Genomic DNA, 14,880 nt, shown 5'->3' on the forward strand with positions numbered 1-14,880 from the left:
ATAAACATCTTATTAATTTATTTACCGATAACCTCTGTAATCGGGTTTCCGACATTCCCACTTGGAAACTGGATCTTTAACAGAGAAGAAACAGTAGGGGCAATATCTGTCATATGATAAGCCTTGTTACTTTCTCCGTGTTGTACTCCCCATCCCATAAAGATCAAAGGAATATGAGAGTCGTAAGAGTTCCATACACTGTGTGTCGTTCCTGTTTTTGAATATGGAGGCAGCATAGAGTCGTGTGAAATCAATTGAATATCACCACTCCTTTGTCTGTTGATTCCATTGATAATCCTTTGTTTGATTGGCTCCGGAATACTTGATTCCTGCACTTTATCTACAGAAACAGCGTATAAAACGGTAGGATCTTTTTCCAATTCTTTTACGGCAAAGTTTCTTACGTCATCCAATTCAAGTTTATTGTCTGCCAATACTTTTCTGTCAAAATAGATCTGATAGTTATCGATAGCATTGATCAGTTTATCAGCTCCGAATTTATCTTTTAACTTTTGGTTAATATTTTTTTCAGCTCCTTCTCCAAAGAAACCGGTCGGGATTTTATGCTCTTTAAGGAAACCTACAGAATGTGCTCCTCCGTGGTCGGCAGAAAGGAAAACAGTATACTCCCCTTTTCCAACTTTTGAATCCAGATATTTGAAGAATTCTGCCAGATCCTGATCAAGTCTGATATAAACGTCCTCTACTTCAATAGAATTCGGACCGAATTTATGTCCGGCATAATCTGTAGAAGCTAAGTTAATTGCTAAAAAGTCAGTAATGTTGTCACCTCCCAATTTTTCACCTTCTACTGACGCTTCAGCCAATTTCAGGGTCAATGTATTTCCAAATGGTGTATAACGGATGTTGTCTTTTTTGGTCTGATAATCCTGCGGCAAATTGCTGTAAGGGAAAGTTGGTGTTTTGGCACTTCCTAACAATCCTTCCCAAGGAGAATTATCGGGAGCACTTTCTGTATATTGATTAATTGGAAGCAAGGTATTCCATCCGTTTGCCACTAATTTTTCAGGTAAATTCTGTGAGTTGAATGATTTTACCCATTGAGGCAGATCATTCATATACCACGTACTGGTAATAAAGTTTCCGGTACTGTCATCAAACCAGAAGGCGCCGTTGGGCGTGTGTCCTGCTGGAAGGATAGAAGCACGGTCTTTTAAAGAAACTCCGATTACTTTTCCCTGGAAATTGGTTGCCAGCCTCAATTCATCAGTTACAGTGGTAGACCAAAGATTTTTTGGAGAGTGGCTTCCTGTTTTGGTATTGGTTGTTCCTACAGGCTGAACGGCTTCATCTGCTGTACAATATACTCCTTTACCTGTTTCTTTATCTGTCCAGTCATTTCCTGCAATTCCATGGATCGCAGGTACTGATCCCGTATAAATACATGTATGTCCCAAAGCTGTAATCGTAGGAACATAAGGAATGTGCACGTTATTCAGAGAATATCCGGTATTCAGTAGTCTTTTAAAACCGTCATTTCCATATTTACCATAAAAACGGTATAAATAGTCCCAACGCATCTGATCTACTACCAGACCTACGACCAGTTTTGGCCTTTCCAATTGAGTGTTTTTGTTCTTCTGTGCATTGATTGTAACTACGGACAAGAAAGTAGCTGCCGCAATTGAAATGTTCCTAAGCATCCAAGTAAAATTTTTATTGGTCACAAATTTAAGGGTTTTGAAAGTTTTGGAGTATGAAATTTTATTTAATTTTGATATTTTACAATATATCAAGCGATTTTACTATGATTTTAGGAGTATACTGGTATTTTAAATTTCCTGAAAATTTATACCATTTCAAATTTTTCAAATTTTTTGAAGGAATTGGAGGACATGCTGATAATGCAGCAGAACTGATCACCAGAATTAAGGTCAATAATCCCAAGGACTTTATCCTAAAACTGGAAATCCTTAAAACAGAATACAAACAAGCATTTCTACATTTGAGTAGTGACGATAATCAGCTGGTTATTACATTAGGAGGTTATCATCTGTTTGATTACTGCTTTCAGTTTGCTCTGGAAATCGAAGAATTGCTTATTCTCGAGCATGCAATATCAATAGATTTCAGTACTCCTTTTACAGCAAAGGCCAGTAAAACCTATCATGCCGAAACTACATTCACAAATATTAAATACAATTTTATCCAGATTGTAGGCTCAGACTTAAAAAAAGACAATGCAGAAGTACTTTCCGTCAGGATTGACTGTAATCTTCCTTTATCATCAAAGAGAGATATGCTTCATGCTCTGACGTCTATTTGTAAAGAAGAAAATATCAGTGTTTTTTATTACAATACGTATGAATTTAAAGATCAGTGTAATCTGATGTTATTTTTCACCAATGGCAGACAGTATAAAGATCGTATTCAGCACGTTGATGTCAATTCACTGGGAAGCAAAGTAAGAAATCTTTCCCAGAAATTTCAGCTTCAGTTTGGCCATTTTGGCGGGATGCCCTATTATCCCCGTAACGGACCTCATGTTGAACTGATGCAGGATGAAAATTATATTTTAAATTAACAATAATTAATATTCAAAACCCATGGCTAAGATTCAATTCAAATATGTAATCCTGTATGTAGAAGATGTAGAACAATCTATGAATTTCTATAAAAATACTTTTGAAGCCGAAATAAAATTCATCACCCCTGAAAAAGACTATGGAGAGCTGTCAACCGGAGAGACGAGTCTTTCTTTCGCTTCCGTTGATCTGGCTTCATCCAATGTGAAACAAGGTTTTTTATCCTCTAAAGCAGAAACAAAACCCTTTGGAATAGAATTAGGGTTCACAACTGATCATGTAGAAGAATTGGTGGAAAAAGCAATTAAAAACGGAGCTGTTTTATATGAAAATATCGCTGTAAAACCATGGGGTCAAAAAACAGCTTATATTAAAGATCCCAACAATTATCTTATAGAAATCTGTACTTCTATATAATACATTCAATACTTTATGGAAATAAAAAGACTTCTGAAACTGATCTCCGACCCAAGTATAAACTGGGGCCACAACGGCTATACTACTGAAAAGATCTACACCGTTTCTTCTATCGAATTCTCCGGCTCTTTTGAATTTGTAGTTAAAGAAAAACCTTTGTCTTATTCCAAATTATGGGAAACCAGCGACGAAGATTTCAAGGATCTGAATAAGATTATTGAAAAAGGACAGTCTTTTGCGGCCTACATTGATGATGAAATTATTGGCTGGATAATCTGTGAACAAAGAGCCTGGAACAACAGCTTTTATATCGAGAATATTCTGGTTGATCAAAAATACAGAAGACACGGAGCCGGCATCATGTTGATAAAAAGCGCAATCAGGGAAGCCAGACGCCTTAACTCCCGGGTCATTGAGCTTGAAACCCAGAATACCAACTATCCCGCCATACAATTTTACAGAAGAATGGGTTTTAATATTACCGGGCTCAATACCAGATTATACGAAAACTCAGATGAGATCGCATTGTTTATGAGCCTGGATGTGGAGTAAAGTTTTAATATGATCATAATATCAACTGTTTTTTAAATTAAAACACCAAAAAGTGTCTTTAGTAATCATTCATTATTTAATTATGGAAAATCTCCTTACGTACCTCCGCTCTCTTACAAAATTTTCCGACGAAAGCTGGTATTTACTCCAGCCTGTTCTTTCTAAAAGAACATACAAAAAAAATGAAATGATGCTTAAGGAGGGTGAGATTTGTTCTTCCTTATTTTACATCGATCGCGGGTTTTGCAAGAGTTATTATGAAGTAAACGGCGTTTCTAAAAATACCGGTTTTTTCTTTGAGAATGAAATAGCAACCAATATCAACAGCTTTGGAAGCGGACAAAGGTCTGAGTTTAATATGATAGCTTGTGAGCCTTTACAAGCCATTGTTTTTGATAAAGAAAAGCTGTTTGAAGCAGCAGGTCAATCTCCTGAAATAGAAGCGTCAGGGCGTCATTGCATCCGCACATTCGCTTCGAAACAGGAAGAATTTTCCAATCTTTTTAAACTATACACCGCACAGGAAAGGTTGGAATATCTGGAAAAAAATTATCCGGAGATGATACAGCGCGTATCACTTTCTCAACTTGCCTCTTTCCTGGGAGTGGCAAGAGAAACACTAAGCAGGATAAGGAAACGACGGATTTCTAACTAAGTGAGCCTAACTACACATTAAAATTACAAAAATGAAAACATTAATATGGAAAGGGATCGCCTATGAATCTCTGGAATATTTTACTCTCAGAAAGCGTGAGGATTATACGGTAGAATCTACAATTATAGGTTGCTATCAGGATTATCTATATACGGTAAACTATAAACTCGCTATTGATAAAGACTGGAAAATCTTAGAATTCATGATTGAATCTGAAATCAACACCATAAAAAATAAGATAACCGGCAGAAAGCTCCATGATGAATGGGAAATCAATACCGTAATTGATCCAGATTTTAAAGATTTCACATTTATTGATATTTCATTAACCCCTTTTACAAATACATTACCGGTAAATAACCTCCAGTTACAGGAAAATACTTCCCGGGTAATCGACGTAATTTATATTGATATTTTAAACAATAACATCAGACCTGTACAGCAACAATACACCCGGAAAAATGGCAACAACTATCTTTATGAAAATCTCGAAAACGATTTTAAAGCCAATGTTCTGTTTGACGAAGAAGGATTGGTAACTGAATATCACCAACTGTTTAAAAAAATTGCCGTGTTATAGCGGAAAACAACAACACATCAATCTACTGCCGGATGTGTATCCGTTTTTACTATAGGTGTTAATTAAATATGACTGTTGATAAAATCAGGGCATCTGCTTTTGCCTTTAAACCCCAAAATAGACAAGAGCTCTCTGATAAATTAAAAGAACTAAAAGAAAATAGTATCTTTTTTACGATGCACTGCTTTTTCACAGTATAATTAACACCTGTCACTTTCAGAAGCTCGAAAACAAATATTTGATTTTGAAGCCTGGACCGAAGAAGAAAAACAGAGATCAGATACTATCAGAATCTTATGTTGAGCGAACTTATGGATTGCGCAGATGAAAACTGCTTCCGTGAAAAAGATCGGATAAAACGTAATAAACAATCACTTACAACTGTTATATAGGATATGAAAGCCTATATATTCATTTTTTTATTCGGTTCTCTGATGGTCATTTCAGCGCAGAGTAAAGAAGACGGAGCTTTTTTTGAAACTTCCGACCATGTCAAAATAAAATATAAGATCTCCGGAAAAGGAGAGGCGTGCATCTATGTTCCCGGTGGTCCCGGGCAAGGCTATCCATCTTTTGAACTGATGGGAGGCAGCAGCCTGGAAAAAGAACTGAAAATGGTTTATATGGATCAACGCGGATCCGGAAAATCCGGAACCTCAGTAAACTATCATCTTGAAAAAATGGTTCAGGACATTGAAGAACTCAGGCAACATCTTCAATTAAATAAAGTTTTTCTATTAGCCCATTCTTTCGGAGGAATCATCGCCGTCAATTATGCAAAAAAGTATCCCCAGTATATCAAAGGGCTTATCCTTGCTAATGTCACACTGCATTTCCTTAATCACGAATCTGTAAAAGAACAGATTGAATATGGAAACAGTCTTCTGCAACAAAAAAGCAGGGTTATCCCACAAGACAGCCTTTCCACCGAGCTTTCCAAAATAAGTGCCGCATTAAGAAAGAAAAGAATCGGTTACAAATTTCTTACCGATGATATTGAAACGATCAAGCAATCGGATAAAATTGACTCCCTGCATCCCCGGATTATCGACTTTGGGATGGCGGTGATCTCCCAACCTAAAGATTTCCCTGAATATTATGCTGATTATACACCTATGACCAAGGACATCAGGGTTCCGGTCCTGATAATTACAGGAAAAAAAGATAAAGCTGTCGGTACCCAGCATTATAAGACATTTCGGTTTCCTCATCAGAAAGTGATCGCTATAGATGGCGGACATCTTTTGTACTATGAAAAGAATAAGAAATTTGTGAACGCCATTATGAGTTTTGTACGCGGAATACAATAGAAAATAACTACTTATAATAGTTTCGGCGCGGCCAAAGGCCGCGCCGAAACTAAAAAAACCGCGCCCTACGGGCACGGTTTTCATTTATATAAAAATCCAATACATTAGAATTTCAGATCTCCATTCACTTCTCTTACTGCATTGGCAGCTTCAGAGAATTTCAATTGCTCTTCAGCCGTTAAAGTAACGTTCACGATTTTCTCTACTCCGTTTGCTCCGATGATCGCTGGAACTCCTAAGCAGATATCGTTTTGACCGTATTCTCCTTCAAGCATTAAAGAACAAGGAATCATCTTTTTCTGGTCGCATGCAATTGCCTGAACCATTACAGAAACAGCGGCACCCGGTGCATACCATGCAGAAGTTCCTAATAATTTTGTAAGTGTTGCTCCACCTACTTTTGTTTCTTCGATTACATATTTTTGTTGCGCATCGTCTAAGAATTCAGTTACAGGAACTCCGTTTCTTGTCGCTTTGCTTAATAATGGAAGCATACCTGTATCACTGTGTGCTGCGATTACCATTCCGTCAACATCAGAAATCGGAGATTCCAATGCTTCAGCCAATCTGTATTTAAACCTTGCAGAGTCTAACGCACCACCCATGCCGATGATTTTGTGCTTAGGAAGACCTGAAGTTTTATGAACAAGATAAGCCATTGTATCCATTGGATTAGAAACCACGATGATGATTACTTCGGGAGAATGTTTTACTAAGTTTTCAGTAACTTCTTTCACGATACCTGCATTGATACCGATCAGCTCTTCTCTTGTCATTCCTGGTTTTCTTGGAATACCTGAAGTGATTACTGCCACATGAGAACCTGCAGTTTTGCTGTAATCTCCTGTTGTTCCGGTAATTTTTGTATCGAATCCGTTAAGAGACGCAGTTTGCATCAAATCCATTGCTTTACCTTCAGCAAAACCTTCTTTGATATCTACCAAAACTACTTCTGAACAGAAGTTCTTCATTGCGATGTATTCTGCACAGCTTGCTCCTACAGCGCCTGCTCCTACTACAGTTACTTTCATATTGTTACTTTTTAAATTATTATTTGTTAGTTAAGTTTTATTTTGAAACTCCCCAAATTTAACAATTCCTGAAAAAATGCGCAATTTTTCAGAAATTTAATTAGAATTAAAATAAATTAGTTAACGTTTAGCAAAAACGTATAAAGTTTTTTCGCACCTGAAAGCACTTGAGGATAGTTTTCTTCTGCCACTTCAGTATCCAGTACTTCCTTAAAATTCTTCCACATCGGACCTGTATTCTCCTGGTAGCAACCGAAAAAATTAAAACTTACCTCATCAAAACCTTCCGTTTTTGACAGCTGCTTGGCAATGACGTTTCCACCGAGTGTAGAACCTTCGATGACATACATTGCTCCTAAAGCTTCATGCTCATTTTCAAACTCAAGAGGATGAGATGCTGTTTGGTTTTTCAGGGAAAGGCTTTCAAGATCCTTTTCAATGAGAGAAAGTTTCTTTCTGTTATCCAGCTGAAGTTTTTCAGCATATTTGTCCGAAAGGCTGGTAAATATTTTATCTTCACTGTGAAGAAGCATCAGATAATTGGTATGGATAATTTTTTTGTAGTCTTCCAGTGTGAAGGTTTTATTAAAAATCTTTTCAGAATTAAAAAGCTTTTCTGCTGCATCGTGATAGTCTGCTGTATTTTGTTTAAGATATTCTGATACCATAATAACGTTTTAAAAGTTTCTCAAATGTAAGGCTTTTTAAACGTTAAAATGAAAGAAGTTCCCTCAATATTACTCTCATAATCTACATTTCCACCTAATCTTTTCATGATCCGGTGAACGATAGACAACCCTACTCCATTACCCTTAAATTTCTTGGCATTATCCATCCTGTTGAAGATTTTAAACATCTTATGCTTTTCCTCTGCAGGAATACCGATTCCGTTGTCCGAAATTCTGTAGATAATGGTTTGACCATCCTCCGTTCCTTCAATATGAACTTTAGGCATTTCCTTGTGGGAAGAATATTTTACGGCATTATTGATGATATTTAAAAATACCTGGTGAAGCATGGTTTTATCAGCCATCACATCCGGGCATTCTTTAATGATGATCTCAGTCTTCGAACTTCCGTACGTCATTTTTGCGTTTTCGGAAATCTTTTGAATGGTATGGGCTGTTTTAAGATTTTCAAGTTCTATTTCACTATGTTTCGCACGGCTTAGCTGCAATACATCCTGCATCATTTCAGCCATATTGTCGATTTCCTCGATAATAGTATTGATTTTGGTTTTGCTTTTTTCAGAACCGTCGGTCAGATTTTTCAACAGCATCTGAGCATTTAGCTTCATGACTGTTAAAGGTGTACCTAAATCATGAGATATGGTATACGAAAAACTGTCGAGTTCCTCGTTTACTTTTTTAAGTTCATCATTAAGCCTTTTGATCGCATTATAGTTTTTATGGGAAGTCTCAAGAATCAAATCCCTGATAGCCTGTACAGCACTTATATTTCTGGAATTCCATCGCTTGGAATGCCCTTTGATATTCTCAGTGAAAATTCTGAAGGAGCTTCTTGGCGAAACCATTTGTCTGTTCTCTCCGTTTTGAGAGAATACCTCTATATTTTTTTCAGGATTACCAGCCCAGTTAATATGCTCATCAAATTCTTTTCTGAACCAGATCAGCATTTCATGTTTTTCCCGTTCAATAAAGTAGATAATAATTCCCGCCGCATTGTCAGATAATCCTAATTCTTCACCGTGATCTTTAAGAAAACTTCGGCTGATATATATGCGTTCTCTCGTATTCTCCAATGCCCATTGTACGATTTTTGCAATAGTTTCCGGTCGCGGTGTCGTACCTTCCATCACGATGCTTTCATCTGAAACGATCGCTAGACCATCAGATTCAGGCAATTGTTTAATCTGAGCTTTATTTTCAAACAGAGAATCCAATAAATTATTATGCTTTAAAAATTCCGTTTTCATCTGAGATAATTTCTCATTCAGCTCAAGACGGTAATGCAGTTCGCTTTTAGATTTAAAGGAAGAGTAGGCATTCGCAGCCAGCGTGGTAAATATCCCTGCCTGTACCCTATCTTCAAGATCAATATGTTTAGGTCGGATATTCTGGCAGGTAACCAATCCCCAGAGATGATCATCAATGATAATGGAAACACTGAAGCTCGAAGACACACCCGAATTTTTAAGATATTGCATATGTACGGGTGACATACTTCTTGCCCCCGAAAAAGTAAGGTCGATGGGATCTTTTGTTTTACTTAACAACGGAACGGGCTCCGCATCTACATTACTGAATATTCTTTTTCTCTTTTTAAGGTAAAGCTCTCTCGCCTGTTTGGGAATATCCGATTCAGGATAATGAAGGCCTAAAAAGCTCTCCATATTCTCATTTGTTCTCTCTGCGATCACTTTTCCGGAACCGTCCATCATAAATTTATACACCATCATCCGGTCATAGTTCACCACTCTTGATAATGTTTCCAGTAAATGGTTCCACAGGTCCTGTTCGTTATCTATGATATAAAAGTTATCGTACTTATTGGAAATCCTCTTATCAGGATTCATCAGGACTTTCTCGAATTCAAGGAAAATATAGGGACCGTTTTTAAAAACAGAAAAATGATACTCTTCTTCATCAATAAAAATTTTGTCAAAATAGGTCTCATTTTCTCTTCTGGTAAACCTTTCCAATGAAGTGTAAATATCCGAATCGATAATGCTCTGAAAGCTTTCCGGAAAGTCTGTAAGCTCCCTGTCGAAAAGTTTTTCCATACTATCGATTTTAAAAATATCCGAAATATTCCTGCTGAAAAAAGTAATGGAACGGGATTCCGCATCAATGCCAATCAAATAACCAAAACTTTGTATATACCCGGGAATATGGATGGGCTCTTCATGGCATTCTACAAAATTCATATTTCTCTTCAGTCTATCTATCAAATATAGTGTTTTTTTAGACAGCTTTTTACTTTGTGGTATTTTAAATTCTGCAGGCCCATGCCACTGCTTATTCCCCCGATAGGTCTCATCAAAATTATGTTAAAACATTCTCTGTTTTTCACTCATTTTACTGCGACATTTTTAAAATATACGAAAAAAAATCGGATAATAAAAATCTTTCTATATTAACCATGATTCATAACATGAAATACATAATATACGGTAATTTAATTATGATATTAAAGTGAATTTTGCTAAATTTATATCACCAAATAATGAATATGATTACAATTCCAATGAATTATTCACAATAAAATTCAATATAAATTTAAAATTCAAATAATACTATTATGAAAAAGTTCCCATTAATTTTATTTTCTTTGATTCTCTCTGTAGGATTATGGAATCCGTCAGAAGCCTGTACCCGCGTCGTTTACAAAGGTCCACAAAACACCGTTATCACAGCCCGTTCTATGGACTGGCGTGACGAAATCCCTGCCAACCTGTGGGTTTTTCCAAAAGGAATAGACCGTACAGGAGAAACAGGTCCGAAATCTGTAAAATGGACCTCCAAGTACGGAAGCCTTATCAGTTCGTCATGGGATATCGCTTCAGCAGACGGAATGAATGAAAAAGGACTGGTTGCTAATTTACTCTGGCTCGGTGAATCTCAATATCCGAAATATGACCCCAAAGGAAGTAAAAAAGGACTGGCCATCTCACTATGGGCTCAATATTATCTCGATAATTTTGCTACCGTAAAAGAGGCAGTTGAATTTTCCAGAAAAGAACCATTTGTAATAGTAAGTGATTATATTCCCGGAACCGAAAGATTTACAACCATTCACCTATCCATTTCTGATGCTACCGGAGATAACGCCGTATTTGAGTATATCAATGGAAAACTGGTTATTCACCATGATCCCTCATATACGGTAATGACCAACTCCCCTATTTTCGAAGAGCAACTAGCTCTGAACAATTATTGGAAAGGAATTCCGGGAACGGTTATGCTTCCAGGGACTAACCGCGCAGCAGACCGTTTTGTAAGAGCATCCTACTATATCAATGCCATCCCGCAAACCGCAGATACTCGTACTGCCGTAGCCAGTGTATTCAGTGTGATCAGAAACTGTTCCGTACCTTATGGTATTACTTCGGCAACAGAACCTAACATCTCTTCTACAAGATGGCGCTCTGTTTCGGATCAGAAAAATCTGGTGTATTATTTTGAAACCGTCTTTACCCCGAATACATTCTGGGTAGATCTTAAAGATTTTGATTTAAGCGCTAAAGGAAAGGTGATGAAACTGGATTTGAGTAACAACCGCACTTATAACGGGAAATCTAATCAGGATTTTAAGGAATCCGTCCCATTCAAATTCTTAGGCTTAAACTAAGATATCAACCGCAAAAGTTTTAAAAAACCCGAAGCACTTAATTTATTTTTTAAGCGATAGGGAAACTGTGAATCAATGCTGATGACCTTGTGGGTATTTCCATTTTATGAACTGACGCTACACAACAAGTAAGGCTTTTACAGTAAAATAAAATTCAAACTATACAAATAAACAAAAAGATATGGCCTTTTTTTCATTCAAAAAGAGAAGCCTGCTCCTATGCATTTTTTTCTGCTGGTTGTCAGCACATGCACAGAATCAGGATTCTCTTCAAACCCAGCCTCCCAAACAGGAAGAAGACAACATTAAATATCCGCAACTGCAGATCAAAGGGCTTTTTCAGGCACGTTATCTCGTAGGAATGAGCAAGGATGTTGACGTGAACGGACTTCACCACACGGATGGTTCCGGGACGGATAATAATTTCATGCTTAAATACATGAGGGTTCAGGTGCGTGCACAGATCAGCAAACGTACCGAAGTGGTAGTACTGGCAAACCTTGCTGATTTTAAAAATGATCCTAAAAGCAGGGTTCTTGAAAATGCTTATTTAAAATATACCTTCAGTCCCAAGTTGGCATTGACTGTTGGACAATTCAGACCCTGGTTCGGAATTGAAGAAACTTATCCTATTGACATTATTAAATCTTTAGACTGGTCTAATCAATATACAGAATTCGGAAAACTGGGCTGGACAAGCTTCCAGATCGGGATGTCTGCCACAGGGCAGCTTCAGCTCGGAGAAATTCCATTTCAATATGCTGTCTCTGTGGTGAACGGAAACGGGAAAAACCAGATCAATGATAATGACAACGGAAAACAATATTCTACCAGATTGGTTTTCGGATTGTCTAAAAAATACAATTTCAATGTCGGCCTGAATGGTGGTATCGGGGAAGTATTTAGCAAAAAAGTATATGCCCTGGGTGTTGACCTGAGCTCACTGATTCACTTTGATCCCAAATGGAGCCTTGATATGCAGCTGGAAGCCAAACAGGCGACCAATCACGTCCTGTACAATTCCATTGATCCGGAAATACGGCCTTCCAATCCTGACCAGTATCTGATTCGCGGGGTATACTTTCTTCCGAATCTCAGATATGAAATCAATCATAAAAATTTGAGTGCCTTCGAGCTTTCCTGCCGGTACGAATATCTTGACACCAATTTCAGAATGGCGTCCAACCCCAGACAAACCATTACCCCGATGTTCGGATTGGAATTCCTGAAAAATTACGGAGCGAGAATTCAGCTGGGAGTACAATTTGACCGATACAAGCATCAGGTAGACAATACATCACAATATAATAACAATCTATTCATTGTGCAGGTGCAAAGTAGATTTTAACAGAATAAATAGAAAGTATCATGAAAGAAATTAATATTAAAAATGTAGCGATCACATTCGTCGTTGCATTGATTATATGGTTCATTCCTGCTCCGGAAGGTGTTGCCGGGAATGCCTGGCATTTGTTTGCCATCTTTGCCGCGACCATTTTAGGAATTATTTTAAAAGCCGCCCCTATGGGCACCATGTGTATGATGGCCATAGGATTCACAGCATTAACGCAGGTGGTTGCTCCCGGAGATGCAGGAAAATCAATCACAAAAGCGCTTTCCGGATTTGGAGATAAAGTCATCTGGCTCATCGGGATCTCATTCTTTATTGCCAGAGGATTTATCAAAACAGGTCTGGGAAACCGTATTGCCTTTTTATTTATCAGAGTTTTTGGTAAAAGTTCATTGGGACTGGCATACGGATTAGGACTGGCAGATGTATGTCTTGCACCGGCTATTCCAAGTAATACGGCCAGAGGCGGAGGTATCATCTATCCTATTATGAAATCTATGGCCATCAGCTTCGACTCTGTTCCGGAAAAACCGGAAACCCACAGAAAATTAGGTTCTTTTTTAACGCTGAACAGTTATTACATGAACCTCATCGCTTCTTCCATGTTCCTGACAGGGACTGCGAGTAACCCGATGTGCCAGAAGTTTGCGGCCAACCTTGGCATTGATATTACCTGGATGTCATGGGCTGCTGCCGGTTTTATCCCCGGAGCGGTTGCTTTCTTTATCGTTCCTTTGGTTTTATACAAATTGTATCCGCCTGAATTGAAAAAAACAGGGGACGCTCCCAAAATGGCCGCCCAGAAATTAAAAGAAATGGGTCCTATTTCAAGAAATGAATGGTTGATGCTATTGGCATTTTTTATCCTTCTGGCTCTTTGGATATTTGGAGGCGCTCTTTCTATTGATGCTACAACGACAGCTTTCATCGGATTAACCTTATTGTTATTAACATCAGTATTAACATGGGAAGATGTAAAGGGTGAAAAAGGAGCATGGGATACCATCGTTTGGTTTGCTGTTCTTGTGATGATGGCAAGCTCTTTAAATGAACTGGGCTTTATCGGCTGGTTCAGTAACCTTATCAAGGTCCAGATCGGTGGCCTGAGCTGGCAGGTAGCTTTCCCGGTGATTATTGTTGTCTATTTTTTCAGTCACTATATTTTTGCAAGTGCTACAGCTCACGTAGCGGCTATGTATGCAGCCTTGTTAGGCGTGGGAGTTTCTTTAGGAATTCCTCCTATGTTACTGGCAATGATGCTGGGTTTCATGGGTTCAATTTATGGGGTTCTCACCCATTACGGACACGGCCCGGCACCGGTATTCTTCGGAAGCGGATATGTTGATCTCAAAGCCTGGTGGCTCAGAGGTCTTGAAATCGGGATTGTATTATTAATTATCTACATGGTTGTAGGAGGATTGTGGATGAAAGTTTTAGGATATTATTAATTATTAAATCAACTCTATGTTATCAACATTGTCAAGAAAAATGCTGATGTGTCTCACGGGACTCTTTCTGGGATTCTTCCTGCTGATTCACTTTCTGGGAAATCTCCAGTTATTTTTACCGCAAGAACAGGCACATCTTCAGTTCAACGCCTATTCTCACTTTTTATCAGGAAATATTATCATTAAGATCGTGTCCTATGTTTTGTATGCCAGTATTATTCTGCATGCGGTAGATGGATTAATGATTACTTTAAAAAACAGAAAATCAGGAGGAAGCTATCAGAATGACAGACGCGGAAGAGCCAGCCAATGGGCTTCCCGTAATATGGGAATTCTGGGAACATTAATTTTAATCTTCCTCGTGATCCACTTCCAGAATTTCTGGTATATCTATAAGTTCGGAAACCCGCCATTGGATGAAAACGGAAATAAAGACTTATACATTCTTGTCGTAACGGTGTTCAGAGAATGGTGGTATGTGATCATTTACGTTATCTCCATGATTGCGTTATGCTATCACATGATTCACGGAATTCACAGTGCGGTAAGAACATTGGGATTATACCATCCAAAGTTTGTCAAATGGGTTAAAATAACAGGAATTGCCTACTCCGTCATCATCAGTGTAGGTTTTGCCCTGATGCCCGTTTATGTATTCTTTACTTATCATTAAACAGAC

General features: G+C 38.0%; 14 protein-coding genes. 10 read left to right on the forward strand and 4 right to left on the reverse strand.

All coding sequences use genetic code 11. The annotated features are described in order from the left end of the window. Nucleotides 1-17: 17 nt before the first annotated feature. Nucleotides 18-1,664: an alkaline phosphatase PafA gene (pafA, locus tag M030_RS0116545; RefSeq protein ID WP_027374519.1), complete on the reverse strand. Its 1,647-nt coding sequence runs from the start codon at nucleotides 1,662-1,664 to the stop codon at nucleotides 18-20. Between the two features lie 104 nt (nucleotides 1,665-1,768). Here pafA and M030_RS0116550 point away from each other — a divergent pair, with 104 nt between their 5' ends. The 6 genes from M030_RS0116550 to M030_RS0116580 all read left to right on the forward strand — a co-directional run bounded on the left by M030_RS0116550 (nucleotide 1,769) and on the right by M030_RS0116580 (nucleotide 6,060). Further along, nucleotides 1,769-2,545 (forward strand): hypothetical protein, encoded by a 777-nt coding sequence (locus M030_RS0116550; RefSeq protein ID WP_034722751.1) that lies wholly within the window; start codon nucleotides 1,769-1,771, stop codon nucleotides 2,543-2,545. A gap of 22 nt (nucleotides 2,546-2,567) precedes the next feature. Next, nucleotides 2,568-2,963, forward strand: coding sequence for a VOC family protein (locus M030_RS0116555; protein WP_027374521.1), 396 nt, complete (start codon nucleotides 2,568-2,570; stop codon nucleotides 2,961-2,963). Nucleotides 2,964-2,978: 15 nt separating this feature from the next. Next, a complete protein-coding gene (locus M030_RS0116560) occupies nucleotides 2,979-3,515 on the forward strand; it encodes a GNAT family N-acetyltransferase (RefSeq protein WP_027374522.1) in 537 nt (178 codons plus the stop codon). Between the two features lie 82 nt (nucleotides 3,516-3,597). Continuing rightward, complete coding sequence (locus M030_RS0116565) at nucleotides 3,598-4,170, forward strand: Crp/Fnr family transcriptional regulator (protein WP_027374523.1); 573 nt, start codon at nucleotides 3,598-3,600, stop codon at nucleotides 4,168-4,170. 31 nt (nucleotides 4,171-4,201) lie between these two features. Continuing rightward, a complete protein-coding gene (locus M030_RS25040; protein ID WP_051585127.1) occupies nucleotides 4,202-4,750 on the forward strand; it encodes a putative glycolipid-binding domain-containing protein in 549 nt (182 codons plus the stop codon). A 395-nt stretch (nucleotides 4,751-5,145) separates the two neighbouring features. Beyond that, complete coding sequence (locus M030_RS0116580; RefSeq protein ID WP_027374524.1) at nucleotides 5,146-6,060, forward strand: alpha/beta fold hydrolase; 915 nt, start codon at nucleotides 5,146-5,148, stop codon at nucleotides 6,058-6,060. Between the two features lie 104 nt (nucleotides 6,061-6,164). Here M030_RS0116580 and M030_RS0116585 read toward each other — a convergent pair whose 3' ends face one another. The 3 genes from M030_RS0116585 to M030_RS0116595 all read right to left on the reverse strand — a co-directional run bounded on the left by M030_RS0116585 (nucleotide 6,165) and on the right by M030_RS0116595 (nucleotide 10,002). Continuing rightward, a complete protein-coding gene (locus M030_RS0116585; RefSeq protein ID WP_027374525.1) occupies nucleotides 6,165-7,091 on the reverse strand; it encodes a malate dehydrogenase in 927 nt (308 codons plus the stop codon). Between the two features lie 116 nt (nucleotides 7,092-7,207). Beyond that, nucleotides 7,208-7,759 carry a biliverdin-producing heme oxygenase gene (locus M030_RS0116590; RefSeq protein WP_027374526.1) on the reverse strand — a complete coding sequence of 184 codons (552 nt, stop codon included), beginning with the start codon at nucleotides 7,757-7,759 and terminating at the stop codon, nucleotides 7,208-7,210. Nucleotides 7,760-7,779: 20 nt separating this feature from the next. Next, nucleotides 7,780-10,002 (reverse strand): ATP-binding protein, encoded by a 2,223-nt coding sequence (locus tag M030_RS0116595; protein WP_228375260.1) that lies wholly within the window; start codon nucleotides 10,000-10,002, stop codon nucleotides 7,780-7,782. A 350-nt stretch (nucleotides 10,003-10,352) separates the two neighbouring features. On the opposite strand from M030_RS0116595, the gene M030_RS0116600 reads away from it, so the two are divergent. The 4 genes from M030_RS0116600 (at nucleotide 10,353) to M030_RS0116615 (ending at nucleotide 14,874) form a co-directional block, all read left to right on the forward strand. Next, nucleotides 10,353-11,402, forward strand: coding sequence for a linear amide C-N hydrolase (locus tag M030_RS0116600; protein WP_027374528.1), 1,050 nt, complete (start codon nucleotides 10,353-10,355; stop codon nucleotides 11,400-11,402). Nucleotides 11,403-11,583: 181 nt separating this feature from the next. Continuing rightward, nucleotides 11,584-12,750, forward strand: coding sequence for a porin (locus M030_RS0116605; protein ID WP_027374529.1), 1,167 nt, complete (start codon nucleotides 11,584-11,586; stop codon nucleotides 12,748-12,750). Between the two features lie 20 nt (nucleotides 12,751-12,770). Continuing rightward, nucleotides 12,771-14,201, forward strand: a complete 1,431-nt coding sequence (locus M030_RS0116610) for an anion permease (RefSeq protein WP_027374530.1) — start codon at nucleotides 12,771-12,773, stop codon at nucleotides 14,199-14,201. A 16-nt stretch (nucleotides 14,202-14,217) separates the two neighbouring features. Next, a complete protein-coding gene (locus tag M030_RS0116615; RefSeq protein ID WP_027374531.1) occupies nucleotides 14,218-14,874 on the forward strand; it encodes a succinate dehydrogenase cytochrome b subunit in 657 nt (218 codons plus the stop codon). Nucleotides 14,875-14,880 lie beyond the last annotated feature (6 nt).

Source organism: Chryseobacterium sp. UNC8MFCol, assembly GCF_000482305.1.
In the GTDB taxonomy this organism is placed as follows: Bacteria; Bacteroidota; Bacteroidia; order Flavobacteriales; family Weeksellaceae; genus Chryseobacterium; species Chryseobacterium indologenes.

Bases quoted from the DNA above. Each gene is read 5' to 3' on its own strand.
- M030_RS0116590 (WP_027374526.1), bottom strand. From the start codon at position 7,759: ATGGTATCAGAATATCTTAAACAAAATACAGCAGACTATCACGATGCA.
- M030_RS0116565 (WP_027374523.1), top strand. From the start codon at position 3,598: ATGGAAAATCTCCTTACGTACCTCCGCTCTCTTACAAAATTTTCCGAC.
- M030_RS0116585 (WP_027374525.1), bottom strand. From the start codon at position 7,091: ATGAAAGTAACTGTAGTAGGAGCAGGCGCTGTAGGAGCAAGCTGTGCA.
- pafA (WP_027374519.1), bottom strand. From the start codon at position 1,664: ATGCTTAGGAACATTTCAATTGCGGCAGCTACTTTCTTGTCCGTAGTT.
- M030_RS0116610 (WP_027374530.1), top strand. From the start codon at position 12,771: ATGAAAGAAATTAATATTAAAAATGTAGCGATCACATTCGTCGTTGCA.
- M030_RS0116580 (WP_027374524.1), top strand. From the start codon at position 5,146: ATGAAAGCCTATATATTCATTTTTTTATTCGGTTCTCTGATGGTCATT.
- M030_RS0116555 (WP_027374521.1), top strand. From the start codon at position 2,568: ATGGCTAAGATTCAATTCAAATATGTAATCCTGTATGTAGAAGATGTA.
- M030_RS0116600 (WP_027374528.1), top strand. From the start codon at position 10,353: ATGAAAAAGTTCCCATTAATTTTATTTTCTTTGATTCTCTCTGTAGGA.
- M030_RS0116615 (WP_027374531.1), top strand. From the start codon at position 14,218: ATGTTATCAACATTGTCAAGAAAAATGCTGATGTGTCTCACGGGACTC.
- M030_RS0116550 (WP_034722751.1), top strand. From the start codon at position 1,769: ATGATTTTAGGAGTATACTGGTATTTTAAATTTCCTGAAAATTTATAC.
- M030_RS25040 (WP_051585127.1), top strand. From the start codon at position 4,202: ATGAAAACATTAATATGGAAAGGGATCGCCTATGAATCTCTGGAATAT.
- M030_RS0116605 (WP_027374529.1), top strand. From the start codon at position 11,584: ATGGCCTTTTTTTCATTCAAAAAGAGAAGCCTGCTCCTATGCATTTTT.
- M030_RS0116560 (WP_027374522.1), top strand. From the start codon at position 2,979: ATGGAAATAAAAAGACTTCTGAAACTGATCTCCGACCCAAGTATAAAC.